Annotated in this window: 20 protein-coding genes; 12 read left to right on the top strand and 8 right to left on the bottom strand. The window is 68.2% G+C overall.

Annotation, left to right across the window (positions count from 1 at the left end; all coding sequences use genetic code 11):
* Nucleotides 1–30: 30 nt before the first annotated feature.
* Nucleotides 31–2880: a phosphoenolpyruvate carboxylase gene (gene ppc / locus IAG39_RS28400; RefSeq protein ID WP_118931683.1), complete on the bottom strand. Its 2850-nt coding sequence runs from the start codon at nucleotides 2878–2880 to the stop codon at nucleotides 31–33.
* A gap of 223 nt (nucleotides 2881–3103) precedes the next feature.
* On the opposite strand from ppc, the gene queC reads away from it, so the two are divergent.
* Nucleotides 3104–3823 (top strand): 7-cyano-7-deazaguanine synthase QueC, encoded by a 720-nt coding sequence (gene queC, locus IAG39_RS28395; RefSeq protein ID WP_118931684.1) that lies wholly within the window; start codon nucleotides 3104–3106, stop codon nucleotides 3821–3823.
* 33 nt (nucleotides 3824–3856) lie between these two features.
* Here queC and IAG39_RS28390 read toward each other — a convergent pair whose 3' ends face one another.
* Together IAG39_RS28390 and IAG39_RS28385 are read right to left on the bottom strand one after the other, a co-directional pair.
* Entirely contained in the window at nucleotides 3857–5047 is a 1191-nt protein-coding gene (locus IAG39_RS28390; RefSeq protein WP_118931685.1) for an MFS transporter, read from the bottom strand.
* Nucleotides 5044–5589 carry a GNAT family N-acetyltransferase gene (locus IAG39_RS28385; protein WP_059377986.1) on the bottom strand — a complete coding sequence of 182 codons (546 nt, stop codon included), beginning with the start codon at nucleotides 5587–5589 and terminating at the stop codon, nucleotides 5044–5046. Before IAG39_RS28385 ends, IAG39_RS28390 begins: the two co-directional genes overlap by 4 nt.
* Before the next feature lie 113 nt (nucleotides 5590–5702).
* Between IAG39_RS28385 and IAG39_RS28380 the strand changes: the two genes are divergently transcribed.
* From IAG39_RS28380 to IAG39_RS28330, 11 genes are all read left to right on the top strand, one after another.
* Nucleotides 5703–6593: a LysR family transcriptional regulator gene (locus tag IAG39_RS28380; protein ID WP_059377982.1), complete on the top strand. Its 891-nt coding sequence runs from the start codon at nucleotides 5703–5705 to the stop codon at nucleotides 6591–6593.
* 64 nt (nucleotides 6594–6657) lie between these two features.
* Nucleotides 6658–7473, top strand: a complete 816-nt coding sequence (locus tag IAG39_RS28375) for an AraC family transcriptional regulator (RefSeq protein ID WP_059377979.1) — start codon at nucleotides 6658–6660, stop codon at nucleotides 7471–7473.
* A 107-nt stretch (nucleotides 7474–7580) separates the two neighbouring features.
* Nucleotides 7581–9449, top strand: coding sequence for a dihydroxy-acid dehydratase (gene ilvD, locus IAG39_RS28370; RefSeq protein ID WP_059377972.1), 1869 nt, complete (start codon nucleotides 7581–7583; stop codon nucleotides 9447–9449).
* Between the two features lie 619 nt (nucleotides 9450–10068).
* Complete coding sequence (locus tag IAG39_RS28365) at nucleotides 10069–12420, top strand: bifunctional salicylyl-CoA 5-hydroxylase/oxidoreductase (protein WP_059379144.1); 2352 nt, start codon at nucleotides 10069–10071, stop codon at nucleotides 12418–12420.
* Nucleotides 12417–13208 (top strand): SDR family NAD(P)-dependent oxidoreductase, encoded by a 792-nt coding sequence (locus IAG39_RS28360; protein WP_059379141.1) that lies wholly within the window; start codon nucleotides 12417–12419, stop codon nucleotides 13206–13208. Before IAG39_RS28365 ends, IAG39_RS28360 begins: the two co-directional genes overlap by 4 nt.
* Nucleotides 13209–13249: 41 nt before the next feature.
* A complete protein-coding gene (locus IAG39_RS28355) occupies nucleotides 13250–14107 on the top strand; it encodes an enoyl-CoA hydratase family protein (protein ID WP_042796271.1) in 858 nt (285 codons plus the stop codon).
* Nucleotides 14108–14109: 2 nt separating this feature from the next.
* A complete protein-coding gene (locus tag IAG39_RS28350; RefSeq protein WP_118935199.1) occupies nucleotides 14110–15279 on the top strand; it encodes an acyl-CoA dehydrogenase family protein in 1170 nt (389 codons plus the stop codon).
* A 62-nt stretch (nucleotides 15280–15341) separates the two neighbouring features.
* The gene (locus IAG39_RS28345) at nucleotides 15342–16982 is read left to right on the top strand and encodes an AMP-binding protein (protein ID WP_059379137.1); all 1641 of its coding nucleotides are present in this window, start codon (nucleotides 15342–15344) and stop codon (nucleotides 16980–16982) included.
* Between the two features lie 20 nt (nucleotides 16983–17002).
* The gene (locus IAG39_RS28340; RefSeq protein WP_118935201.1) at nucleotides 17003–17428 is read left to right on the top strand and encodes an acyl-CoA thioesterase; all 426 of its coding nucleotides are present in this window, start codon (nucleotides 17003–17005) and stop codon (nucleotides 17426–17428) included.
* Nucleotides 17429–17470: 42 nt separating this feature from the next.
* Complete coding sequence (locus IAG39_RS28335; protein WP_042796274.1) at nucleotides 17471–17878, top strand: RidA family protein; 408 nt, start codon at nucleotides 17471–17473, stop codon at nucleotides 17876–17878.
* 119 nt (nucleotides 17879–17997) lie between these two features.
* Nucleotides 17998–18879: a LysR family transcriptional regulator gene (locus IAG39_RS28330; RefSeq protein WP_118935202.1), complete on the top strand. Its 882-nt coding sequence runs from the start codon at nucleotides 17998–18000 to the stop codon at nucleotides 18877–18879.
* Nucleotides 18880–18904: 25 nt separating this feature from the next.
* Here IAG39_RS28330 and lpdA read toward each other — a convergent pair whose 3' ends face one another.
* From lpdA to IAG39_RS28305, 5 genes are read right to left on the bottom strand one after another with little or no spacing between them, the layout of a single operon-like run.
* Nucleotides 18905–20302, bottom strand: coding sequence for a dihydrolipoyl dehydrogenase (lpdA, locus tag IAG39_RS28325; protein ID WP_118935204.1), 1398 nt, complete (start codon nucleotides 20300–20302; stop codon nucleotides 18905–18907).
* 8 nt (nucleotides 20303–20310) lie between these two features.
* The gene (locus IAG39_RS28320) at nucleotides 20311–21597 is read right to left on the bottom strand and encodes a pyruvate dehydrogenase complex dihydrolipoamide acetyltransferase (protein WP_187774069.1); all 1287 of its coding nucleotides are present in this window, start codon (nucleotides 21595–21597) and stop codon (nucleotides 20311–20313) included.
* A 10-nt stretch (nucleotides 21598–21607) separates the two neighbouring features.
* The gene (locus IAG39_RS28315; RefSeq protein ID WP_118933923.1) at nucleotides 21608–22093 is read right to left on the bottom strand and encodes a VOC family protein; all 486 of its coding nucleotides are present in this window, start codon (nucleotides 22091–22093) and stop codon (nucleotides 21608–21610) included.
* Nucleotides 22090–24273 carry a thiamine pyrophosphate-dependent enzyme gene (locus IAG39_RS28310; protein WP_118933922.1) on the bottom strand — a complete coding sequence of 728 codons (2184 nt, stop codon included), beginning with the start codon at nucleotides 24271–24273 and terminating at the stop codon, nucleotides 22090–22092. Before IAG39_RS28310 ends, IAG39_RS28315 begins: the two co-directional genes overlap by 4 nt.
* A gap of 38 nt (nucleotides 24274–24311) precedes the next feature.
* Nucleotides 24312–25100 (bottom strand): SDR family NAD(P)-dependent oxidoreductase, encoded by a 789-nt coding sequence (locus IAG39_RS28305; RefSeq protein WP_118933921.1) that lies wholly within the window; start codon nucleotides 25098–25100, stop codon nucleotides 24312–24314.
* Nucleotides 25101–25129 lie beyond the last annotated feature (29 nt).

Raw genomic sequence — 25129 nt, 5'->3', positions numbered from 1 at the left:
GCGCGGCCCCATCCCCGGGAATGATCGGGCTCAGCCCGAGTTGCGCAGCCCCGCCGCAATCCCGTTGATGGTCAGGTGGATGGCGCGCTGCACACGCTTGTCCACTTCGGCCTCGGGATGCTTCTGCGCCGCGCGGTGGCGGCGGATCAGGTCGATCTGCAGGTAATTGAGCGGATCGATGTAGGCGAAGCGCTCGCGCAGCGAAGCCTGCAGCGTGGGATTGTCGGCCAGCAGTTCGCGCTGGGTCAGCAGCTTGAGCATGGCCAGCGTGCGGCCGTGCTCGGCGCTGATGGCGCCGAAGATGCGCTCGCGCACGCCGCGCTGCGGCACCAGCTGCGCGTAGCGCGCGGCGATCGCCAGGTCGGACTTGGCCAGCACCATTTCCATGTTGGACAGCAGCGTGCGGAAGGCGGGCCAGTCGCGCGCCATTTCGCGCAACTGGGCCAGGCGGCCGCGGCGCGAGCGGGGCGCGTCGGGGGCGCCGGTTTCCAGATAGGCCTCGATGGCCGAGCCCATGCCGTACCAGCCGGTCAGCATCAGGCGGCATTGCGCCCAGGAGAAGCCCCAGGGAATGGCGCGCAGGTCTTCGATGCGCTGGCCCTTCTTGCGCGAGGCGGGACGCGAGCCGATGTTCAGGCCGGCGATTTCGCTGATGGGCGTGGCGGCGAAGAAGTAGTCGGCGAAGCGCGGGGTGTCGTAGACCAGGCCGCGGTAGGTGCGCTGCGCGGTTTCGGACATGAAGGACATGGCGGGGCCGTGCTGGGCCATGTGCGCGTCTTCGGCGCTGGTGGCTTCGGCGCGCGGCGCCAGGCTGGATTCCAGCGTGGCGGCGACCAGCAGTTCCAGGTGCCAGCGGCCGACCTCGGCGTCCTTGTACTTGCTCTGGATGACTTCGCCCTGTTCGGTCAGGCGGATCTGGCCGGCCACGGTGCCCGGGGGCTGCGCCAGGATGGCGTCGAAGCTGGAGCCGCCGCCGCGTCCGACCGAGCCGCCGCGGCCGTGGAACAGGCGCAGGCGCACGTTGCGGGCCGAGAACACGTCGACCAGCGCGCGTTCGGCCTGGTAGAGCGACCAGTTGGACGTGAGGAAGCCGCCGTCCTTGTTGCTGTCTGAATAGCCCAGCATGACCTCCTGCGCGCCGTTCTGCGCCAGCTTCACGCGCTGGCGGACTTCGGGCAGGTCCAGCCAGGCGGCCATGATCTCGGCGCCGCGCTGCAAGTCGGGAATGGTCTCGAACAGCGGCACCACCATCAGGCCGTCTTCGGGCTGGATCTCCTGGCCGGCGGGGGCGATGAGACCGGCTTCCTTCTGCAGCACCATCACTTCCAGCAGGTCGCTCAGGGTTTCGGTGTGCGACACGATGGTCTGGCGCACGGCCTGCTTGCCGTAGCGCGCGCGGCCGGCGGCGGCGGCGCGCAGCACGGCCAGTTCGCGCGTGGTGTCTTCGCTATAGGCGATCCAGGGCGAAGCCAGTGGACGCGCCTGCGCCAGTTCGGCGCGCAGCAGTTCGACGCGTTCTTCTTCGGTAAGCGCCAGGTAGTCCAGCGGCTTGCCGTCGCGCTGCGTGCCCGCGAGGGCGAACAGCTCGGCCAGCGCGCGCTCGTGCACGTCGGAACTCTGGCGCAGGTCCACCGTAGCCAGATGGAAGCCGAACACTTCCACGGCCTGCTGCAGGCCGGCCAGACGCAGCTTGGCGATGGGCGAGCCATGGTGGGCGGCCAGCGACGCGGCGATCACGGCCAGGTCGGCGGACAGTTCTTCCGGACCTTCGTAGGCGCTTGCTGCGACGGTGCTGCGGCGGGCCAGGTCCTGGCCCGTCAGGCGCTGCGCGGTGGCGGCCAGGCGGGCGTACACGCCGACCAGCGCGCGGCGGTAGGGCTCATCGCGGCGGTGCGGCGAATCGTCGCCGCTGGCGTCGGCCAGCGCCAGCAGTTCGGCATCCACGCCGATCAGCAGTGTGGTGACGGACAGCTCCGCGCCCAGGGCGTGGACCTCTTGCAGATAGTGCTCGAACAGCACGGTGGCCTGGCGCAGCAGCGCGCGTTCCAGGGTGCTGGCATCCACATTGGGGTTGCCGTCGCGGTCGCCGCCGATCCAGCTGCCCATGCGCAGGAAGGGCTCCAGCGGCGCGGGCGGAGCGGCGAAGGGCTTGGCGGATTCGCGGCTCAGCAGCTTGGACAGGTCGCCGTACACGCGGGGAATGACTTGCAGGAAGGTGCTGCGGTAGTACGACAGCGCGTTCTCGATTTCGTCGGCCACCGTGAGGCGCGTGTAGCGCAGCATGCGGGTCTGCCACAGCGTGGCGACACGGCCGAGCAGGGAGGCATCCAGGTCGGCCAGCTCTTCCGGCGTCAGCGTGCCTTCGCGCTGCGTCAGCGCGCTGGCGATCTCGCGGTGCACGTCCAGCGTGCTCTTGCGCTGCACTTCGGTGGGGTGCGCGGTCAGCACCGGCATCACGCAGGCCTCGGCCAACAGGCGGCGGATGCGGGCCACGCCCACGCCCTGGCGGCCCAGGGTCTGCACGGCGTCGCGCAGGCTGCCGCGCTCGGGCGCGCCGCTGGCGATGGCGCGGGCGCGCTGGCGGCGGTTCTGGTCGCGGTCTTCGGCGATATTGGAAAGGTGCAGGAAGTAGCTGAAGGCGCGCGCCACCGAGTTGGGGTCGCTGCCTTGCAGGCGCTTGACGCGTTGCTCCAGCAATTTGCCGTCGGCGTCGTTGCCTTCGCGGCGGAACTTCACGGCCGTGCGGCGCAGGGTTTCGATGGTGTCGAAGACGCGTTTGCCCTCACATTCCTCGATGACGGTGCCCAGTAATCGGCCTAATAGCCGGATATCGTGACGCAAGGGTTCTGCTGAATCGGACTGCGGGCGCATGGCATTCATCTGGCGGGGATCCGTCGAGGCTGCTGAGAGAGGGGGAAGGGGTGGGAAAGAAGAGGCGTTGCAGGTAAACCGGGAAAAAGAACCAGGAAGATTTTACGCAGACTTTTTACGCCAGCCGCCGGCGTCGGTTTAAAGTCCGCCAGCAGCATGTTTACACTAAAGGCAGGCCGTCACCTGTGCGTACAAGCCTTCAGTCCCTTCGTCTTTCCAGAAGCCCCCATTTATGCAAAATCATCAACGTCGCGCGCTCGTGCTGTTTTCGGGTGGCCAGGATTCCACTACCTGCCTGGCCTGGGCGCTGGACCGCTATGCCCATGTGGAAACCGTGGCGTTCGATTACGGGCAGCGCCATCACATCGAACTGACAGCGCGGCTGAACGTGCTGCGCGAGATCCGCAGCAACTTCCCTGACTGGGCGCCGCGCCTGGGCGAGGACCACCTGCTGGACCTGAAGGTGCTGGGCCAGGTGGGCGACACCGCCATGACCAGCGACCGCGCCATCGAGATGCAGGCCAACGGCCTGCCCAACACGTTCGTGCCTGGGCGCAACCTGCTGTTCCTGACGCTGGCCGCCGCGCTGGGCTACCGGCGCCAGCTGGACGTGCTGGTGGGCGGCATGTGCGAAACCGATTTCTCTGGCTATCCCGACTGCCGCGACGACACCATCAAGGCGCAGCAGGTGGCGCTGGGCCTGGGACTGGGCTCGCGGATCACGATCGAGACGCCGCTGATGTGGATCGACAAGTCCGAGACCTGGGCGCTGGCGCATCAGCTGGGCGGCGACGCGCTGGTGGAAACCATCGTCGAGGAAAGCCACACCTGCTACCTGGGCGAGCGCGGCGCGCGCCATGACTGGGGCTACGGTTGCGGCGAGTGTCCCGCCTGCAAGCTGCGCAAGATCGGTTGGGAAAAATGGGTGGTGGCTTCCGCCGCCGAAGGCTGAAACGCCGGCCGCCGCCATCGCGCGGCGGGCGCTTCAGGCTAATGCCGCGCGCGTCCTGGCGATGAACTTCCATCTCAGCGCGAACGCCGCCGCACCGATAGCCGCGGCCAGGCCCAGCGACAGGGCCATCGCGCCGCGCGCGCCGTAGCTGTCCACGATGTAGGCATAGGCGACCGGCGAGGCGGCGGTAAGCAGAAAGCTGGGGATCAGCAATGAACCTACCAGCGTGCCATAGCTGCGGAAGTCGAAGAGCGCCAGCGGCAGGGTGCCGCGGGTAATGGTCAAGAGGCCGTTGCAGGCGCCGTAAAGCAGCGCGTAGGCGGCGGTGGCATAGAGGTTGCCGCCGGACAGCAGCGCCAGCAGGAAACACAGGGGCAGCATCGCGCCGACCGCCAGGGTCAAGGTCAGCGGATGCAGGCGCGAGCCCAACGCCACATCGGCCAGACGGGCCGCGAACTGGCCGACGCCCCACAGGGCCGCGACGCTGACCGCGGCGGCCGCGGCCAAGCCCAGGCCCGACAGCAATGAAATCAGATGGGCCGCGTTGCCCGCCGCCAGGAAGTTGGTCAGCATGGCGACCAGCGCGTACAGCGCGCCCGCCAGGCGGCGCTCGGCGGCGTTGCGGGTGAGGCCGGCGGGCGCCTTGTCCTTGCTGCCGGGCGCCGCGGCATAGCGTTCACGCGGCAGCGCCAGGTAGAGCGGCACCGTGGCCAGCGCCAGACCGGCATAGGCCAACGCCGCGCCGCGCCAGCCCAGCCAGCCCGACAGCGCATGACCTACCGGCCACATCACCGTGGACGCCAGTCCGCCGAACAACGTGATCTGCGACATGGGCCGCCGCGCCGACGGTCCGGCCGCGCGCGCCAGCGAGGCGAAAGCCGCGTCGTACAGGCTCAGCCGCATGCCGACGCCCAGCACGGCCCAGGACAGGAAGTACCAAGGGATGGCGTGCGCGATCGACAGGCCCGCGCAGCCCAGCGCGCCCAGTACCGCGCCCAGCGGCATGACGCGATGTCCGCCCCAGCGGTCCACGGCCATGCCGGCCAGCGGCGACACCAGGGCCATCACCACGATGGCCGCCGAAAAGCCGCCGTAGACGGTGGCGGCGTTCCAGCCCAGGTCGGCGGCCATGGCCGGTCCCAGGGCGCCGATCAGGTAGTACGTCACGCCCCAGCCGACCAGTTGCGTCAGCCCCAGGCAGACGATGGCGCGCGGCGCAATCACGGCCGTTGCGGCGGCGTGTTGTCGCCTTCGCCCAGCGCGCGCTGCATCAGCACCGTGTCGCGCCATTCGCCGTGCTTATGCCCCACCGAACGCAGGGTGCCGGCGGGATGGAAGCCCTGGCTGGCGTGCAGCGCCAGCGACGCGGCGTTGCGGCTGTCGCCCACCACGGCCAGCATCTGGCGCCAGCCGGCGGCGGTGCAGCGTTCGATCAGCGCGGCCAGCAACTTGCCGCCGATGCCCAGTCCGGAGCGGCCCGCCTTCACGTACACCGAATCTTCGACCGTGTGGCGGTAGGCCGGGCGCGGGCGGTAAGGCGTGACGTAGGCATAACCCACGACCTCGCCGTTGATCTCGGCCACCAGATAGGGCATTTCCTTTTCCAGTACGGCGCCGCGGCGCTGGCGCATTTCCTGGATGGACGGCGGCTCCAGCTCGAACGAGGCCGTGCCGTGCAGCACGTGGTGGGCGTAGATGGTCTTGATGGCGGGAAGGTCGGCTTCCGCGCTGTCGCGGATGAGGACGGTGGGAGCGGGGGACGACATGGGCGGGCCGTGAGCAGGAAAGAAAAATAGAAGCCGCCAGTGTCGCGCAAGCTTATTTATTAATAAAGCTTTGGTCCATTATGATTTGCATAAGTAAAACTTTGGATTGAGCGATGCGCGGTCTCAACCTGGATCACCTGCGCACCTTTGCGCAGGTGATCGAACTGGGCAGTTTTTCCGCCGCCGCGGAGCGGGGCGGCGTGACGCAGCCCGCCGTCAGCCTGCAAATCCGCCAGTTGGAGCGGCGCTTCGGCATGAAGCTGGTGGAACGCATCGGCCGCCGCGCCGGGCCGACAGCGGCAGGGCTGGAGCTGCTGTCGCACGTGCGCGTCATCGACGCGGCGCTGGCGCAGGCCGAACTTGCCATGACCGCGCATGCGTCGCAGGTGTCCGGCCGGGTCCGGCTGGGCACGGGCGCTACCGCCTGCACCTATCTGCTGCCGCCTATCCTGGCGGATCTGCGGCGGCGCTTTCCGGCATTGGACATCGTGGCCAGCACCGGCAATACGGCGGACATGCTGCGCGGGCTGGAGAACAACACGCTCGATATCGGCCTGGTCACCTTGCCCGCGCCGGGACGCATGTTCCAGGTCACGCCGGTGCTGGATGACGAGTTCGTGGCGATCTTTCCCGCCGGCGATGCTGCCGCCATTCCTGCGGCCGCTACGCCGCAGGCGCTGGCGCAGCTGCCGCTGGTGCTGTTCGAACCGGGCGCGCGCACCCGCCGCCTGGTGGACGACTGGTTCGAGGACGCCGGGCTGGCCGCCAAGCCCGTGATGGAGCTGGGCAGCACCGAAGCCATGAAGGAGATCGTCGCCGCCGGCCTGGGCTGCGCGATCCTGCCCAGGCTGGCGGTGTCGGGCGCGGGCCGGCGCCAGGCGCTGGAGGTGCGCTCGCTGGCGCCGCGCCTGTCGCGCAGCCTGGCCATCGTGCTGCGGCGGGACAAACCGCTCAGCCGGGGGTTGCGGCATCTGCAGGAGTCGCTGCTGGCGTTGCGTGGATGAATCCGAGGACGTGGGTACACTGGCGCAGACCATTCCACGCCACTTGAATCGCAATCATCGCAAAATGGACAAGCCTGCTGCCCGCAAGCCCTACAAGCCCGCAGAGCTGGACCTGTTTCCCTATGAGTCCTCGCGGCGTCCGGTGGCCGGGCTGGCAGTGGATTACGAAGACGGCCATCGCGTCCGCCGGCACCGCCACCGCCGCGCTCAATTGCTCTATGCGATCTCCGGCGTGATGGTGGTGGATACCGACGCCGGGATCTGGGTGGTGCCGCCCACGCGCGGCGTCTGGGTGCCGGCCTGGGTATCGCACGGCTTGCGCATGAGCGGCGAGCCGCGCATGCGCACCGTGTTCGTCGAGCCCGGCGCGGCCGCGCACTTGCCGTCCAGCTGCTGTGTGTTGTCGATTTCCCCCCTGTTGCGGGAGCTGATGGTCGCGGCCGCCGAGGTGCCGCTGGACTGGGCGCCCGACACGCGCGACGGCCGGCTGATGATGCTGTTGCTGGATGAATTGCGCCAGGAGCCGGTGCTGCCGCTGCATCTGCCGCAGCCCGCCGAGCCCCGCCTGGCGCGCATCTGCCGGGCCATCGTGCGCCACCCGGAACGCCAGGACGGCGCGGCCGATTGGGCGCGCGCGCTGGGGGTGGACCCGAAGACCGTGCACCGCCTGTTCCTGCGGCATACGGGCATGACTTTCGGCCGCTGGCGCCAGCAGGCGCGGCTCCTGGCGGCGATGGAGCGGCTGGCGCGCGGCGAGCGCGTGCTGGAGGTGGCGCTGGACCTGGGCTACGAAAGCCCCAGCGCCTTCGCGGCCATGTTCCGCAAGGCCGTGGGCGAGCCGCCCAGCGCCTTTGCGGCCCGCGGCATGGCGTCCGCCTGATGGCCGCGGCCGCGGCCCGGGGGCGGCCAGCGGGCGGGCGCGGCCCGAACCAGCGTATTATTTAACGTTTTGCCGCCTACGCTAACAGCTACAGCCAGAGACAAACCATGCCGCACTACCGCTCCCGCACCTCGACCCACGGCCGCAACATGGCCGGCGCCCGCGCCTTGTGGCGCGCCACCGGCATGAAGGACGGCGACTTCGGCAAGCCGATCATCGCGGTAGTGAACTCGTTCACGCAGTTCGTGCCGGGCCACGTGCACCTGCGCGACCTGGGCGCACTGGTCGCCAAGGAAATCGAGGCCGCAGGCGGCGTCGCCAAGGAATTCAACACCATCGCCGTGGACGACGGCATCGCGATGGGCCACGGCGGCATGCTGTATTCGCTGCCCTCGCGCGAACTGATCGCCGACTCGGTCGAATACATGGTCAACGCGCATTGCGCCGACGCCATGGTCTGCATCTCGAATTGCGACAAGATCACCCCGGGGATGCTGATGGCCGCGATGCGCCTGAACATCCCGGTCGTGTTCGTGTCGGGCGGTCCGATGGAAGCGGGCAAGGTCAAGTCGCCCACCGATGGCAAGGTCATCGCCAAGATCGACCTGATCGACGCCATGATCAAGGCCGCCGACCCCAAGGTGTCGGATGCCGAAGTGGCCGAAGTCGAACGCAGCGCCTGCCCGACCTGCGGCTCCTGTTCCGGCATGTTCACCGCCAACTCGATGAACTGTCTGACCGAGGCCATCGGCCTGGCGTTGCCGGGCAACGGCACCATCGTCGCCACGCACGCCTGGCGCAAGGGGCTGTTCGAACAGGCCGGCCGCCTGGTGGTGGACCTGTGCCGCCGCTATTACCAGGAAGAAGACGAGTCGGTCCTGCCGCGCAGCATCGCCACCAAGAGCGCGTTCCAGAATGCGATGGCGTTGGACGTGGCCATGGGCGGCTCGACCAACACCGTGCTGCACTTGCTGGCCGCGGCGCAGGAAGCGGGCGTGGACTTCACCATGGCCGACATCGACCGCATTTCGCGCAAGGTGCCCTGCCTGTGCAAGGCGGCGCCCGCCACCGACAAGTACCACATCGAAGACGTGCACCGCGCTGGCGGCATCCTGGGCATCCTGGGTGAACTGGCGCGCGCGGACCTGCTGGATCTGTCCTGCGGCAACGTGCACAGCGGCACGCTGGGCAACGCAATCAAGCAATGGGACGTGGCCGGCGGCGCTGGCGAAGAGGCGCAGAAGTTCTACCGTGCGGCTCCGGGCGGCATTCCGACCACGGTGGCGTTCAGCCAGGACGCAACCTTCCTGACGCTGGATACCGACCGCAAGACGGGCTGCATCCGCAGCAAGGAAAGCGCCTATTCCAAGGATGGCGGCCTGGCCGTGCTGTACGGCAATCTGGCTGAAAAGGGCTGCATCGTCAAGACGGCGGGCGTGGACGAGTCGCAATGGGTCTTCACCGGCCGCGCGCGCGTCTTCGAAAGCCAGGACGATGCGGTGGAAGGCATCCTGGGCGACCAGATCGTTCCGGGCGACGTGGTGGTGATCCGCTATGAAGGCCCGAAGGGCGGTCCGGGCATGCAGGAAATGCTGTATCCGACGTCGTACCTGAAGTCCAAGGGCCTGGGCAAGACTTGCGCGCTGTTCACGGATGGCCGTTTCTCGGGCGGTTCGTCGGGTCTGGTGATCGGCCATGCTTCGCCGGAAGCGGCGGAAGGCGGCACGATCGGCCTGGTGGAAGAGGGTGACGTGATCGAGATCGATATCCCGAACCGCAAGATGCATCTGGCGGTGTCCGACGAGGAACTGGCGCGCCGCCGGGCGGCAATGGATGCTCGTGCTGACGGCTGGGAGCCGGTCGGCCGCGAACGTGTCGTGTCGCAGGCGCTGCAGGCGTATGCGGCGTTGGCGACTTCGGCGGATCGTGGGGCTGTGCGGGATTTGTCGCAGCTGAAGCAGAAGGGCAAGCGTTGATTTTGCTTGCTGGTTGGTAAGAGGGCGGCGCTTTTTAGCGCCGCTTTTTTTTGGTCGTTTGGTGAGTGCTGGTTGGTGTTGACGCCGTGTGGGTGCCGGTGTGGGTGCCGGTGCCGTGGTGCTTCGTAGGCCGCCCGTCGGCGCCGGCGCGTGGGAGGCGAGCGCCCACGATTGCGGTCCGGAGCGTTCGCTCCGGACTGCCCCGTCGTCATCGTCGTTGCCGCCTGCGGCGGCTGCCTTCCGATTCCCTCGGGCGCATCGAGGTTGCTCGCCTCCCACGCGCCGGCGCCGACGGGCTACTTGAGTCTTGACTTGTGGCGCTGCTGCATCCGTGGTCGGGGGCGGGGCTTTTGGTGCCCGTCATTATTGGCCGCGCGGGCGGCCAATAATGACATACGTGATTTCTTTCATTTCTATTGTGTTCGCTGGCGCGAATGCCGTAGCGGAGGCGGCAAGCGCGTCCCTATTTAGGGGCCCAAAGTATCTAGATACTTTCCCCATTTGCGCCTCGGGACCTTCAGGTATATATTTCAAGCCTAAACTATCCAGGTTTAAATATCTGCGGCCGCCAGCTCCAGGAATTCAGAGCGGATGTCGCTTACCACGGAGCGCTACGGCAATGAAAATAGTCTGCATCGGCGGGGGCCCCGCCGGCCTGTATTTCGGTCTGCTCATGAAGCTGCAAGACCCCGCCAACGAAGTCACCGTGATCGAGCGCAACCGCCCTTACGACACCTTCGGCTGGGGCGTGGTGTTCTCCGACGCCACCATGCAGAACCTGCGTGAAGCCGACCCCGTTTCCGCCCAGACCATCGGCGACGCCTTCAACCACTGGGACGACATCGACATCAACTTCAAGGGCCGCAGCATTCGCAGCGGCGGCCACGGCTTCATCGGCATCGGCCGCAAGAAGCTGCTGAACATCCTGCAGGCGCGCTGCGAGGACGTGGGCGTGAAACTGGTGTTCGAACAGTTCATCCAGGACGACCAGGCCATCGCCCGCGAATACGACGCCGACCTGGTCATCGCCTCGGACGGCATCAACAGCCAAGTCCGGACCCGCTACGCCGACACTTTCCATCCGGACATCGACCAGCGCCGCTGCCGCTTCGTGTGGCTGGGCACCAAGAAGGTGTTCGACGCCTTCACCTTCGCCTTCGTCCAGACCGAGCACGGCTGGTTCCAGGCGCACGCCTACCGCTACGAAGACGGCATGTCCACCTTCATCGTGGAAACGCCCGAGGAAACCTGGCAGGCCGCCGGTATCGAGCAGATGAGCCAGGAAGAGGGCATCGCCTACTGCGAAAAGCTGTTCGCGCCCTGGCTGGACGGCAATCCGCTGATCAGCAACGCCACGCACCTGCGCGGCTCGGCCATCTGGATCCGCTTCCCGCGCGTCATCTGCAATACCTGGGTGCACTGGAACAAGCTGGATACCGCCCGCGGCGAGCGCCGCGTGCCCGTGGTGCTGATGGGCGACGCCGCCCACACCGCCCACTTCTCGATCGGCTCCGGCACCAAGCTGGCCTTGGAAGACGCGATCGAGCTGGCGCGCTGCCTGAGCGGCGCCGAAGGCAGCGTCGAAGCCGGTCTGAAGCACTACGAGGAAGTGCGCAGCGTCGAAGTGCTGAAGATCCAGAACGCCGCCCGCAACTCCACCGAATGGTTCGAGAACGTCGAGCGCTATGCCGACCTGGAGCCTGAACAGTTCGCCTATTCGCTGTTGACCCGTTCGCAGCGGATCTCGCACGAAAACCTGCGCCTGCGCGACCCGGCCTGGCTGGAAGGCTTCGAGCGCTGGATCGCGGAACGCGCCGGCGCTGCCGCCGCGCCTGGCCAGCGGCCCGCGATCCCCATGCTGACGCCCTATCAGGCGCGCGGCGTGCGGCTGAAGAACCGCATTCTGGTGTCGCCGATGGCCATGTATTCCTGCACCGATGGCGTGCCGGGCGACTTCCACCTGGTGCACCTGGGCGCGCGCGCCATGGGCGGCGCGGGCCTCGTCATGGTCGAGATGACCTGCGTGTCGCCGGACGGCCGCATCACCCCGGGCTGCCCGGGCCTCTGGAATGACGAGCAGCGCGACGCGTTTGCCCGCATTGTCGGCTTCGTGCATGGCAACAGCGATGCCCGCATCGGCCTGCAGCTGGGCCACGCCGGTCGCAAGGGTTCCACGCAGCTGGGCTGGCAGAAGATCGATCATCCGCTGGCCGAAGGCAACTGGCCGCTCTTGTCGGCGTCGGCCCTGCCTTACATCGAAGGCGTGTCGCAGACGCCGCGCGCCATGACGCGCGCCGACATGGACGACGTGCGCGACAACTTCGTGGCCGCCGCCCGCCGCGCCGAGCAGGCCGGTTTCGACTGGCTGGAGCTGCACTGCGCGCACGGCTACCTGCTGTCCAGCTTCATTTCGCCGCTCACGAACCATCGCACCGACGAATACGGCGGCAGCCTGGAGAACCGCCTGCGCTTCCCGCTGGAGGTGTTCCATGCCGTGCGCGCGGTATGGCCCGAGAACAAGCCCATGTCGGTGCGGATTTCCGCCAGCGACTGGGTCGAAGGCGGCATCACGGCCGATGACGCGGTGGAGATCGCGCGCCACTTCAAGGCTGCCGGCGCCGACATGATCGATTGCTCGTCCGGCCAGGTCAGCAAGGAAGAAAAGCCGGTCTACGGCCGCATGTTCCAGACTCCGTTCGCGGACCGCGTGCGCAACGAGGCCGGCATCCCGACCATCGCGGTGGGCGCCATCTTCGAGGCCGACCACGCCAACGGCATCATCGCCTCGGGCCGCGCCGACCTTTGCGCGCTGGCGCGTCCCCATTTGGCTGACGCCTCCTGGACGCTACGCGAAGCCGCGCGAGTGGGCTACCGTGATGTTTCGTGGCCGAGCCAGTACTTCGCCGGCAAGCGCCAACTGGAAACCAACTTCGAACGCGCCGCCGCGATGGCGCAACTGGATATCAAATGAACGCAACTCCGCTCCCGCTGGCCGGACGCCACGCCCTGGTGACGGGCGGCGCCCGCGGCATCGGGCTGGCCTGCGCCCGGGCGCTCTTGCAGCGCGGCGCGCGCGTCACGCTGCTGGGCCGCGACGGCGCCGCGCTGGACGCCGCGGCCGACAGCCTGGCCAGCCTGGGCCAGGTGCAGGCCGTCAGCGCCGACATCGCCAACGAAGCCTCGGTGCGGGCGGCCTTCGCCCAGGCCGAGGCCGAGTTCGGTCCGGTACTGGTGCTGGTGAACAACGCCGGCCAGGCTGTCAGCCAGCGCTTTGACCGCACCGACGCGGCGCTGTGGCAGTCGATGCTGGACGTCAATCTGACCGGGACCTTCCACTGCATCCAGGCGGCCTTGCCCGGCATGCTGCAGGAAAAATGGGGCCGCGTAATCAACGTGGCCAGCACGGCCGGCCTGATCGGCTACGGCTATGTCAGCGCCTATTGCGCGGCCAAGCACGGCGTGATCGGCCTGACCCGTTCGCTGGCGCTGGAAACGGCGCAGAAGGGCGTCACGGTCAACGCCGTATGCCCCGGCTACACGGAAACCGACATCGTGCGCGGCGCGGTGTCGAACATCGTCGACAAGACCGGCATGACGCCGGACGCCGCGCGCGCCAAGCTGGCCGAGCGCAACCCCCAGGGCCGCCTGGTGCAGCCCGAGGAAGTGGCCGAGACGGTCGCCTGGCTGGCCTTGCCGGCTTCGGCCTCGGTCAACGGCCAGGCCATCGCCGTAGACGGCGGCGAAGTGATGACCGGCTGAAGCCGGCGCCCCATCCACCCCAATTCACGAACGGAGACACCATGAGCACCCAGCCCGAAGAGCACACCATGAAACACCACAAGCGTCCGTTCGCCGGCTACCAGGCCAAGACGTTCCTGTGGCAGGTGTCGGCCGACGGCAAGATCGGCACGGTGACGCTGAATCGCCCCGAGCGCAAGAACCCGCTGACGTTCGATTCCTACGCCGAGTTGCGCGACCTGTTCCGCGCGCTGGTGTACGCCACCGACATCAAGGTCGTGGTGGTGACGGGCGCGGGCGGCAACTTCTGCTCGGGCGGCGACGTGCATGAGATCATCGGTCCGCTGACCAAGATGAGCATGCCCGAGCTGCTGGACTTCACCCGCATGACGGGCGATCTGGTCAAGGCCATGCGCGCTTGCCCGCAGCCCATCGTGGCGGCGGTCGACGGCATCTGCGCCGGCGCCGGCGCCATGGTGGCGCTGGCCTCGGACATGCGCCTGGGCACGCCCGCCGCGCGCACCGCCTTCCTGTTCACGCGAGTCGGCCTGGCCGGCGCCGACATGGGCGCATGCACCTTGCTGCCGCGCATGATCGGCCAGGGCCGCGCGTCCGAACTGCTCTACACGGGCCGCGCCATGACGGCGGAAGAAGGCGCCAGCTGGGGTTTCTTCAATGCCCTGCATGAACCCGGCGCGCTGGCCGACGCCGCGCAGACGCTGGCCGCGCAGCTGGCGGCGGGTCCGACCTTCGCCCACGGCGTGACCAAGAAGCTGCTGCACCAGGAATGGAACATGGGCGTGGACGAGGCCATCGAGGCCGAAGCCGAGGCCCAGGCCATCTGCATGCAGACGCGCGATTTCCGTCGCGCCTACGAGGCCTTCGTGGCCAAGCAAAAACCGGTGTTCCAAGGGGACTGAGCATGCGCGACGCAAGCTGGCTGGATTGGCCGTTTTTCGACGATGCGCACCGCAAGCTGGCGCACGAGGTCGACGCCTGGTGCGAAGCGTCCCTGGGGGACGTGGATCACCATGACGCCGACGCGGCCTGCAAGAAGCTGGTGCGCGCCATGGGCGAGGCCGGCTGGCTGCGCTACGCGGTCGCGGGCGGCCCCGGCGGCGCCTGGGGCGGCGCGCTGCCGGAAGTGGATTCCCGCGCGGTGTGCATCCTGCGCGAAACCCTGGCGCGCCATGAAGGGCTGGCCGATTTCGCCTTTGCCATGCAGGGCCTGGGCAGCGGCGCCATTTCGCTGATGGGCTCGGACGAACTGCGCCAGCGCTATCTGCCGCGCGTGGCGCGCGGCGAAGCCATCGCCGCCTTTGCGCTGTCGGAGCCCGACGCCGGCTCGGACGTGGCCGCGCTGGCCTGCGAGGCCACGCTGGACGGCGACCATTATGTGTTGAACGGCGCCAAGACCTGGATTTCCAACGGCGGCATCGCGGACTTCTATTGCGTGTTCGCGCGCACTGGCGAAGCACCCGGCGCGCGTGGCATCAGCGCCTTCGTGGTGGATGCCGATACGCCGGGCTTCGAGGTCAGCGAACGCATCGACCTGATCGCTCCGCACCCGCTGGCGACCATCACGTTCGACAACTGCCGCATTCCGGCGTCGCACCGGCTGGGCGACGCGGGCCAGGGCTTCAAGCTGGCCATGATGACGCTGGACATCTTCCGCGCCTCGGTAGCGGCCGCCGCGCTGGGTTTCGCGCGCCGCGCGCTGGACGAAGGGCTGGCGCGTTCCAAGTCGCGCCGCATGTTCGGCCAGACGCTGTCGGACCTGCAGCTGACGCAGGCCGCGCTGGGCGACATGGCGACCGCCATCGACGCCTCGGCGCTCCTGACATACCGCGCGGCCTGGATGCGCGACGTGCTGAAGCAGCGCACCACGCGCGAAGCGGCCATGGCCAAGATGACCGCCACGGAATCGGCGCAGACCGTGATCGACCGCGCGCTGCAGATGTTCGGCGGCGCGGGCGTGGTGTCGGGGATGCCGGTGGAGAAGCTTTACAGGGAAATACGCGCGCTGCGGATCTACGAAGGCGCGACAGAAGTGCAGAAGTTGATCATTGCCCGTGAACTGCTGAAGGCGTAAGGCAGCCATCGAGCTCCGTCGTCCCGGCACAGCAACTACACCGCAATAGCAAGGGGAATTCCATGGAAGCATCCGCCCACATCGACACTTTCGCCCGGGACAATCTGCCCCCGGGCGAACAATGGCCAGAGTTCCTGCTCGACGGCCCCGACGTGGCCTATCCGAAACGTTTGAACTGCGCGGTCGAACTGGTGGACGCCATGGTCGAGCGCGGTCACGGCGAGCGCGTCGCGCTGCGCTGGAGCCAGGACGGCAAGCACGCCACGATGACCTACCGCGAACTGGCCGCGCTGACCAACCGTATCGCCCGGGTGTTGGCCGAAGATATGGGCCTGGTGCCGGGCAACCGCCTGCTGCTGCGCGGACCGAACAATCCCATGATGGCGGCCTCGTGGCTGGCAGCGATCAAGGCCGGGCTGGTGACGGTGCCGACGATGCCGCTGTTGCGCGCCAAGGAACTCAAGCAGATCATCGACAAGGCGCAGATCCAGGCCGTGCTGTGCGATGCCCGCCTGAAAGACGAGGCGGAGTTCTGCACCCAGTCCAGCCATGAGCATTATTGCCCTGGCCTGACCAAGGTCATGTACTTCAACGACAAGGCGCCCGACGCGCTGGATGCGTTGGCAGCGGCCAAGCCGGATGATTTCAAGGCCTGCGATACCGCGGCCGACGACGTGTGCCTGATCGCCTTCACCAGCGGCACCACCGGCGCGCCCAAGGGCTGCATGCACTTCCATCGCGACGTCCTGGCGATGTGCGACCTGTTTCCCAAGCACGTCATCAAGCCGGGTCCGGACGACATTTTCTGCGGCACGCCGCCGCTGGCATTTACCTTCGGCCTGGGCGGCCTGCTGTGCTTCCCGCTGCGCGTGGGCGCGAGCACGGTGCTGGCCGAGAAGCTGTCGCCGGAAAGCCTGCTGCAGCTGATCCAGGATTTCCGCGCCACCATCGTGTTCACGGCGCCCACGTTCTACCGCCAGATGGCGGCATTGGTGGGCAAGTTCGATCTGTCGTCGCTGAAGAAGAGCGTGTCGGCGGGCGAGGCGCTGCCGGATGCGACGCGCCAGCTCTGGAAAAAAGCCAGCGGCATCGAGATGATCGACGGCATCGGCGGCACGGAAATGATCCACGTGTTCGTGTCCAGCCCGCCGGAGTCGGTCAAGGCCGGCGCCATCGGCCGCGTGGTGCCGGGTTATGTGGCGCAGATCGTCGATGACGATATGAATCCCGTGCCCAACGGCACGGTGGGCCGGTTGGCGATCAAGGGGCCTACCGGCTGCCGCTATCTGGCGGACGAGCGCCAGCGGCGCTTCGTGCAGAACGGCTGGAACCTGCCGGGCGATACGTTCCTGCAGGATGACGACGGCTATTTCTTCTATCAGGCGCGCAATGACGACATGATTGTTTCGGCGGGCTACAACATTGCCGGACCCGAGGTCGAGGACGCGCTGCTGCGTCACGAGGCCGTGGCGGAGTGTGGCGTGGTGGGCGCGGCGGACGACGAGCGCGGCCAGGTGGTCAAGGCCTTCGTGGTGCTCAAGCCGGGCTATGAAGCCGGCAGCGAGCTGGTCGCGGCGCTGCAGCAGTTCGTGAAGGCCAATATCGCGCCCTACAAGTATCCCCGTGCCATCGAGTTTGTCGACGCGCTGCCGCGCACCGAAACCGGCAAGCTGCAGCGTTTCGCGCTGCGCAAGATGGCCTGAACCGGCAACAAGGAAATTCCATGGCAGCCCCTTTCATCAGCCAGGTCGAAGTCCGCTTCCGTCATTGCGATCCGGCGGGCATCGTTTTCTACCCTCGCTACTTCGAGATGATCAATGACTTTGTCGAGGAATGGTTCGACAAGGGCATGGGATTGCCGTTTCATGCGCTGCACGTGGAGCGGCACATCGGCACGCCGATGGCGTCGGTGCAGTGCGATTTCAGCGCGCCCAGCCGCTGGCACGAGCGTCTGCGCCAGGTGCTGGAAGTACAGCGCATCGGCGGCGCGTCGTTCAAGGCGCTGGTGCGCTTCGAGGGGCCGGATGGCCAGTTGCGCTTGTCGGCGACGCAGACGATCGTAACGGTGGATTTGCGGACGATGAAGTCCATGCCGCTGCCTGCGGATCTGCGGGAACGCATGCAGGCTTATCTGGTTCCCGCAGCGTAAGCGGCGGGGATCGTTTGCTTTTCTTAAATATAGGATGACGTTATGAAAATTCTGCAACCGCCGGATTGGATGGCGCCCCGGGGCTATTCGAATGGCGTGCTCACCGAGATGCAGGTGGGCAGCAAGCTCGTATTTGTGGGCGGGCAGGTGGGGTGGAATGGCCAGCAGCAGTTCGAGACCGACGATCTGGCGGAGCAGGTGCGCCAGACGCTGGCGAACATCGTCGCGATTCTGGCCGAGGGCGGCGCCAAGCCTGAGCATATCGTCCGGATGACGTGGTACGTGACGGACAAGAACGAGTATGTGGCGGCTTATCCCGCCATCGGCAAGCACTATCGTGAGTACATCGGCCGGCATTTCCCGGCGATGACGGCCGTGGAGGTGGCGGACCTGGTCGAGGACCGCGCCAAGGTGGAGATTGAGGTTACTGCCGTGGTGCCGGCGCAGTAATCGCCGGTTGCTCCTGAGCGCCGAGGGCCGGCTATCGCCTGGCCTTCGGCGTTTTTTTTGCAGGCTTCTTGAGCGCTGGGGCTCGATACAATCGATCCATCAACCAAGGAGCCTGCCTCATGTCCCTGAACTCTGACGCGATACGCCTGTTCCTGGGCGTGGTGGATGCCGGATCCCTCAGCGCCGCCGCCGAGCTTCTGGGCCATACTGCGTCGGGCGTCAGCCGCGGCCTGTCGCGGCTTGAGGAAGAGCTCGGCGTCATCCTGATCAACCGCACCACCCGGCGCATGGAACTGACCGAGGAGGGCAAGCATTTCCTGCCCAAGGCCCGGCACATCGTCGCGTCGCTGGACGAAGCCGAGGATTGCATGCGCATGGTGCATCAGCGCCCGGCGGGCCGCTTGCGGGTGGATGCGTCGGTGCCCGTCATGCTGCATTGCGTGGTGCCGCTGGTGGCGGAGTTCCGGCACGAGTATCCGGCGATCACGCTCGAACTCACCAGCAACGACCGCATCGTGGACCTCATGGAACACCGCACCGACGTGGCGCTGCGCATGGGGCCTCTGACGGATTCCACCCTGCATGCGCGCACGCTGCGGCCGTCGCCGCGCTGGGTGATGGCCAGCCCGGACTACGTGGCCCGGCGCGGCGCGCCGCAGACGGTGGAGGACCTGGCGGCGCATGAAGTGCTGGGTTTCACCCAGCCTGAGAGCCTGAACGTCTGGCCCTTGCGCCACGCGGGCGGGTCCAGCTATCTGGCGGTGCCGACGCTGGCGACGTCCAGCGGCGAGACGCAGCGGCAACTGGCGGTGCGCGGCGTGGGCATCGCCTGCCTGTCTGACTTCGTGGTGCGCGAGGACGTCAAGGCCGGCCGGCTGGTGAAGCTGATGGAAGCCGCGCACACGGACTATCTGCAGCCCATGCACGCGGTGTATCACCGCAACACGCAGCTCTCGCGGCGCATCGCCTGCTTCCTGGATTTCTTCGCGGCGCGGATCTGAACCCGCGCCGCGCTTGGCATGGCGCCTAGGCGTGCAAGGCGCGGCCAAAGGCCGACAGCACCGATTCGTGCAGCGTTTCCGACAGGGTCGGGTGCGCGAACACGGTGTGCATCAGGTCTTCTTCCGTGGCTTCCAGCGAGGCCGCCACGCCGTAGCCCGTGATCAGCTCGGACGCTTCGGGGTGGATGATGTGCGCACCCAGCAGCTCGCCGCTCTTGGCGTCGAACACCGTCTTCACCAGTCCCTGGTCCTCGCCCATGGCGATCGCCTTGCCGTTGCCGGCGAAGGTGAACTTGCCCACGCGGATGTCGCCGCCGGTCTTGGCGGCGTGTTCGCGGGCGCGGGCTTCGCTCATGCCGATGCTGGCGACCTGCGGGTACGAGTAGGTGCAGGCCGGGATGCGCAACGGATCGATGGTATGCGCGGGCCTGCCGGCGATGGCTTCCACGCACAGCACGGCTTCGTGGCTGGCCTTGTGGGCAAGCCACGGCGCGCCCGCCACGTCGCCGATGGCATAGACGCCGGGCTCGCCCGTGCGGCACAGGCCGTCGGTGACGATGTGGGTCTTCTCCACCTTGACGCGGGTCTGCTCCAGGCCCAGGTTCTCGACGTTGCCGACGATGCCGGCGGCGACGATGACGCGGTCCACTTCCAGCTCGCTGCGCTTGCCTTGCTGGTCCAGCGTCACCTTCACGCCGCTCGCGGTCAGCGAGGACGAGGCCACGGCGCAGTGCGTCAGTACCCGGATGCCTTGCTTTTCGAAGGCCTTGCGCGCCAGCGCCGAGATCTCGGCGTCTTCCTGCGGCAAGATTTCCGCAGTCATGTCGATCAGCGTGACTTCCGCGCCCACGGCGCGGTAGAAGCTGGCGAACTCCGCGCCAATGGCGCCCGCGCCCACCACCAGCAGCGACTTCGGAATCTCGGCCGGGACCAGCGCCTGGCGGTAGGTCCAGACGCGTTCGCCCAGGGGCAGCGTCGGCAGCTCGCGGGCGCGCGCGCCCGTGGCCAGGATGATGTGCTTGGCCGACAGCGTGCTGCCGTTGTCCAGCGCCAGGCGGCCGCCGCCCGCCAGCTTGGCGCTGGCGGCGAACACGGTCACGCCGTTCTTCTTCATCAGGTGCGCCACGCCCTGGCCCAGGCGGCCTGCCACCTTGCGTGAACGCGCCACCATGGCGGCCAGGTCCGGACGCGCTTCGCCCGCGCCCGCGACGCCGTAGTGCGCCGCCTCGCGGCAGGCGCGCAGCACGGTGGCGCTGTGCAACAGCGCCTTGGTGGGGATGCAGCCCCAGTTCAGGCAGATGCCGCCGAGTTCGGCGCGTTCCACCAGCGCGACCGACATGCCCAGCTGGGCCGCACGGATGGCCGCGACATAGCCGCCGGGGCCGCCGCCCACCACGACGAGATCAAACGTAGTCTTGGTCATGGCGGGGCTCACAGCAGGATGCGCACGGGGTTTTCGATCAGCGTGCGGAAGGCGGCCAGCCAGCGCGCGCCCACCGCGCCGTCCACCACGCGGTGGTCCGCGGACAGGGTCACGGTCATGACGGTGGCGGCGGCCAATTGGCCGTCGCTGTCCACCACCGGACGCTTTTCTGCCGCGCCCACCGCCAGGATGGCGGCCTGCGGCGGATTGATGATGGCGGCGAACTGGCTGATGCCGTACATGCCCAGGTTGCTGACGGTCAGCGAGCCGCCGGTGAATTCCTCGGGCTTGAGCCGGTTGATCTTGGCGCGTCCGGCCAGCTCGACGATTTCGCCTGCAATGGCGGACAAGGATTTCACGTCGGCATCGCGCACGATGGGCGTGACCAGGCCGCCGTCGGTCGCCACCGCCACCGAGATGTCGGCGCCGGCATGGTATTCGACCGCGTCCTCGTGCCAGCTGGCATTGACCTCCGGCACTTCGCGCAGGGCCAGCGCGGCCGCGCGCACGATGAAGTCATTGACCGACAGTTTCACCGCGCCGCCCTGGTTGGCCTGGGCGCGCAGCGCCAGCAGCGCGTCCATCCGGCAATCCACCGTCAGGTAGAAGTGCGGCACGTTCTGCTTGCTCTCGGTGAGACGGCGGGCGATGGCGCGGCGCATGCCGGTATGCGGCACGCGGCGCGCGGCGGGACGGCCGGCCAGCGCTGCGGGCGCCGCGGCCGGGGCGCGGTCGCGCGCCGCTTCCACGTCGCGGCGCACGATGCGGCCGTGCGGACCGGTGCCGGTCACGCCCAGCAGATCCACATGCCATTGCGCGGCCAGGCGGCGCGCCAGCGGGCTGGCGAACAGGCGCCCGCCGGGGACCGGAGCGTTGCTGGCGGCGGCCGGCGCCTTGGGCGCGGCTGCGGCGCCGGCAGGGGCGGCAGCGCAGTTGGCCGGGGGGCAAACGGCGGCGGCATTGCCGGCGGGAGCCGAAGCAGCGGCAGCGGCTGCCGGCTGCACGGCCGCGCCGGCTTCGGCCAGCGCGCGGTCGATGGCCGAGGCGTCTTCGCCCTGCGCCAGCAGCACGCCGATCACGGTGTTCACCGGCACGGAGGCCGCGCCTGCCTGGACCACGATGCGGCCCAGCACGCCGGCCTGCTCGGCATTGATCTCGACAATGGCCTTTTCGGTTTCGATTTCCGCCAGCGCATCGCCCACGGCGACCACGTCGCCTTCTTTCTTGAGCCACTGGTGCAGCGTGCCGCCCGAGGTGTCGGCGGCAACGGAGGGGAGCTTGATAAGGTGTGCCACGATATTCGTCCTATTCAGCGGCGCCAGCCAGGTCCGGCCGGTAGGTGGCGGGATCGTCGTATTCGACCAGTTCCAGCACATTGCCTTCAGGGTCGCGGAAGAACGCCAGCCAGGTGCCGGGGCGCACTTCCATCGGCGCGGGCTTGCTGTCGAAGACCACGCCCCGGGCTTCCAGGTCGCGGACCACGCCGGGCAGGTCCCGCACGATGAAGGTCAGGTAGGTTGCGCCCTGGCGGTCCAGGATGGCCGCGCCGCGCGCAGCGGCCTCGGGTGCGGCGGCGGGTTGCAGCAGCTTGATGCGTTCGCCGTAGCTGGTCTGCAGGCGCGCCACGTCGTAGCCATGGCGCGTGAGGCCGGTGGCCTGCGCCTTGTCGGCCGGCACGTTCACGCGGTTGACGAGCTTCAGGCCCAGGATGCCGGTGTAGAAGGCCAGCTGCGCGTCCAGGTCGGCGCAGCAGATGCCGACTTCCATCGGCACGGTCATGTGCAGGGTCATGCCTGTTCTCCCAGGTCGGCCAGCACGTCGGCCAGGCCGGCCATGACTTCTTCGGTGTCGGCGAAGGCCGCGCGCTCGAGCACCTTGGAGATGCTGGGCGAGGCTTCGCCGCCGGTCACGCGCTTGACCGGCTGATCCAGCCAATCGAAGTAGCGGCGCTGGATCTCGTCGGCCAGCATGGCGCCGTAGGAGGTGCCGCGCGCGCCTTGCTCCACGATCAGCACGTTGTTGGTCTTCATGATGCTGGCGCCGATGGTGTCCCAGTCCAGGCTGGCGCGGTCCAGCGTGCGCAGGTCGATGACCTCGGCGTCCACGCCGGCTGCTTCAGCCGCCTTGAGCGCGCGGCTGACCATGGACAGATAGGTCAGGATGGTGACCTTGCCGCCCTCGCGGCGCACGCGGGCCTTGCCAAACGGGATCGCATAGTCCAGGTCGTCCGCGGGCACTTCGCCCGAGGAGGCGTACAGGTCCACGTGCTCGATCACCAGTACCGGGTCCTTGGAGGCCAGCGCGGTGTTCATCAGGCCGACGTACTCGTAAGGCGTGGACGGCGCGACCACGCGCCAGCCGGGCGCGGTGGCGAAGATGCCGGCCGGATCCATCGAGTGCTGCGAGCCGTAGCCCGTGCCCATGGCGACCTTGGTGCGCAGCACGAAGGGCACGTCGATGTCGCCGCCGAACATGTGGCGGGCCTTGCCGATCTGGTTGAAGATCTGGTCGGCCGCGACCCACATGAAGTCGGGGTACATGAACTCCACGATGGGCCGGTAGCGGCCGTCCATGGCCAGGCCGCCGCCCAGCCCGGCGAAGGCGTTCTCGGAAATGGGGGTGCCCAGCACGCGGTCCGGATACTTGTCCTTCAGGCCGCGCGTGGCGCCGTTGGTGCCGCCCTTCAGGCGGTGCACGTCTTCGCCCAGCACCACCACGCCGGCGTCGGTTTCCATGCGGCGGTCCAGCACGTCGGCCACCGCGTCGACGAACTTGCGCTCGGCGGATTGGCCGGCGTAGTCGGCGGCTTCCTGGTAGCGCAGGCCGGCCAGTTCCGAGCCGTCGCTGCGCAGGCCCACGTCGCGGAAGTCCGGGCTGGGCCAGAGGTCGGCGCGCACGCGGCGCTTGCCGCCGTCGGCGGCTTCGGTCAGGCGGCCGGTCACGTCCTTCATCACGTCCTTGCAGCGCTGGCGCAGGGCGTCCACTTCGGCTTGCGTGATCAGTTGGCGGGCGATCATTTCCGCGGCGATCTTGTCCAGCGGATCGCGGCGGCGCCATTGCGCTTCCTCGTCCTTGCTGCGGTAGCCGAAGGCGCTGCCGGGGAACGGGCCGTTCTGGTGGAAAAAGCGGTACACGTCCACTTCGACGATGGTGGGACCGTTGCCGGCGCGCATGTGCGCCACGGCTTCGGACATGGCCAGGTGAACCGCCAGCGGATCCATGCCGTCCACCTTCCACGACGGGATGTTGAAGGCCAGGCCGCGCGCCGACAGGCGCGGTTCGGCGGTGGACTCTTCCACGGTGGTGGACACGGCGTAGCGGTTGTTCTCGATGAAGAAGCACAGCGGCGTCTTCCAGGCCGCGGTCAGGTTCATGGTTTCCAGCACCGAGCCGATGTTCACCGCGCCGTCGCCGAAATAGGTCACGGCGACGCGGTCGGTGCCGGCGTGCTTGTGCGCCCAGCCCGCGCCGGCCGCCAGCGGCACGCCGCCGCCGACGATGGCGTTGGTGCCTAGCGCGCCGGCTTCGAGCCAGCGCAGGTGCATGCTGCCGCCGCGGCCGCGGCAGTAGCCCTGGGCCAGGCCCATGATCTCGGCCAGCGTCTTCTGCAGGACCTCATCGATGGCGGGCGTGAGCGGATTGCGCGGGTCCAGGCCCAGCGGCGCGACGTGCTGCAGCGCCTTGGCCAGGAACTGGTGGTGGCCGCGGTGCGAACCGTTGATCTGGTCGCCGGCGCCCAGCGCCAGCACCGAGCCGACCGCGCCGCCTTCCTGGCCCACGGACGAATGCGCGGGGCCGTGCACCAGGCCTTCGGCGGCCAGGTCGAGCACGGCTTCTTCAAAGGCGCGGATCCAGTGCAGCTGGGTCAGCATGGTGCCCAGCAGGGCCGGGTCCGCCTGTTGCCAGTCCTTGGCGTCTACCGTCAGTTGCCGCCAGGGCGCTTGGGACTCAAGCGGTTGGTGGGTGGCCATGAGTGAATCTCCAGAGATGTGTGTATGCGTTCTTGCGATTAGAGGTAGCTGTAGCGGCTCCAGCCGCCGTCGGCCACCAGGGTGTGTCCGTTGACGTAGGCGGCCTGGCGCGAGGCCAGGAACACCGCCAGGTCGGCCATTTCGGCGGGTTGCGCCAGGCGGCGCAGCGGCGTGCGCTGCTTGAGGCGCTCGGGGTCGAGACGGCCGCGCGCGGCCAGGTCGCGCACCAGGTCCGTTTCCACGTAGCCCGGCGCCAGCGCGTTCACGCGCACGCCCATCGGGCCCCATTCCACGGCCAGGGTCTCGGTCAGCAGCACCACCGCGCCCTTGGTGGCGCAATAGGCGGCGCGGTCGGGCGCCGCCACCACGCCGTACATGGAGGCCAGGTTGATGATGGCGCCTGCGCCAGCGGGCACCATGCGGCGGCCGGCGGCCTGGGCGCACAGGAACACGCCGGTCAGGTTGATGTCCACGGCGCGGCGCCATTCGTCCACGGTGACTTCCAGCGTGGGCTTGTTGGCGGAGACGCCGGCGTTGTTGACCAGCACGTCGATGCGGCCCCAGGCCTTGTCGACCTGTGCGAAAGCCTGCTCGACCGCGTCGGCGTCGGTGACCGAGGCCTGCACGGCCAGCGCTTCGCCACCCAGCGCGGCCAGGCCGGCGACGGCTTCGTCCAGCGCAGCGGCGTCCATGTCCAGCAGCGCCACGCGCGCGCCCTGGCGCGCGAAGGCCTGCGCCGTGGCCAGGCCTATGCCCTTGGCGCCGCCGGTGATGACGACGCTCTGGCCGCGCAGGTCGGGATGGATGACTTCCGGAGTTTGGTCCAAGATGTTTGCCTCTTAGCGATGTATTTGCC

This window comes from Achromobacter xylosoxidans, assembly GCF_014490035.1.
Lineage (GTDB): Bacteria > Pseudomonadota > Gammaproteobacteria > Burkholderiales > Burkholderiaceae_B > Achromobacter > Achromobacter bronchisepticus_A.
Note: the sequence above shows the minus strand (reverse complement) of the source record. Positions and strands in the feature narration are given on the sequence as shown.

What these genes read in the sequence shown, in the direction of transcription:
- ppc (WP_118931683.1), bottom strand. Translation starts at nt 2,880, where the DNA reads ATGAATGCCATGCGCCCGCAGTCCGATTCAGCAGAACCCTTGCGTCAC.
- queC (WP_118931684.1), top strand. Translation starts at nt 3,104, where the DNA reads ATGCAAAATCATCAACGTCGCGCGCTCGTGCTGTTTTCGGGTGGCCAG.
- IAG39_RS28385 (WP_059377986.1), bottom strand. Translation starts at nt 5,589, where the DNA reads ATGTCGTCCCCCGCTCCCACCGTCCTCATCCGCGACAGCGCGGAAGCC.
- IAG39_RS28380 (WP_059377982.1), top strand. Translation starts at nt 5,703, where the DNA reads ATGCGCGGTCTCAACCTGGATCACCTGCGCACCTTTGCGCAGGTGATC.
- IAG39_RS28375 (WP_059377979.1), top strand. Translation starts at nt 6,658, where the DNA reads ATGGACAAGCCTGCTGCCCGCAAGCCCTACAAGCCCGCAGAGCTGGAC.
- ilvD (WP_059377972.1), top strand. Translation starts at nt 7,581, where the DNA reads ATGCCGCACTACCGCTCCCGCACCTCGACCCACGGCCGCAACATGGCC.
- IAG39_RS28365 (WP_059379144.1), top strand. Translation starts at nt 10,069, where the DNA reads ATGAAAATAGTCTGCATCGGCGGGGGCCCCGCCGGCCTGTATTTCGGT.
- IAG39_RS28360 (WP_059379141.1), top strand. Translation starts at nt 12,417, where the DNA reads ATGAACGCAACTCCGCTCCCGCTGGCCGGACGCCACGCCCTGGTGACG.
- IAG39_RS28355 (WP_042796271.1), top strand. Translation starts at nt 13,250, where the DNA reads ATGAGCACCCAGCCCGAAGAGCACACCATGAAACACCACAAGCGTCCG.
- IAG39_RS28350 (WP_118935199.1), top strand. Translation starts at nt 14,110, where the DNA reads ATGCGCGACGCAAGCTGGCTGGATTGGCCGTTTTTCGACGATGCGCAC.
- IAG39_RS28345 (WP_059379137.1), top strand. Translation starts at nt 15,342, where the DNA reads ATGGAAGCATCCGCCCACATCGACACTTTCGCCCGGGACAATCTGCCC.
- IAG39_RS28340 (WP_118935201.1), top strand. Translation starts at nt 17,003, where the DNA reads ATGGCAGCCCCTTTCATCAGCCAGGTCGAAGTCCGCTTCCGTCATTGC.
- IAG39_RS28335 (WP_042796274.1), top strand. Translation starts at nt 17,471, where the DNA reads ATGAAAATTCTGCAACCGCCGGATTGGATGGCGCCCCGGGGCTATTCG.
- IAG39_RS28330 (WP_118935202.1), top strand. Translation starts at nt 17,998, where the DNA reads ATGTCCCTGAACTCTGACGCGATACGCCTGTTCCTGGGCGTGGTGGAT.
- lpdA (WP_118935204.1), bottom strand. Translation starts at nt 20,302, where the DNA reads ATGACCAAGACTACGTTTGATCTCGTCGTGGTGGGCGGCGGCCCCGGC.
- IAG39_RS28315 (WP_118933923.1), bottom strand. Translation starts at nt 22,093, where the DNA reads ATGACCCTGCACATGACCGTGCCGATGGAAGTCGGCATCTGCTGCGCC.
- IAG39_RS28310 (WP_118933922.1), bottom strand. Translation starts at nt 24,273, where the DNA reads ATGGCCACCCACCAACCGCTTGAGTCCCAAGCGCCCTGGCGGCAACTG.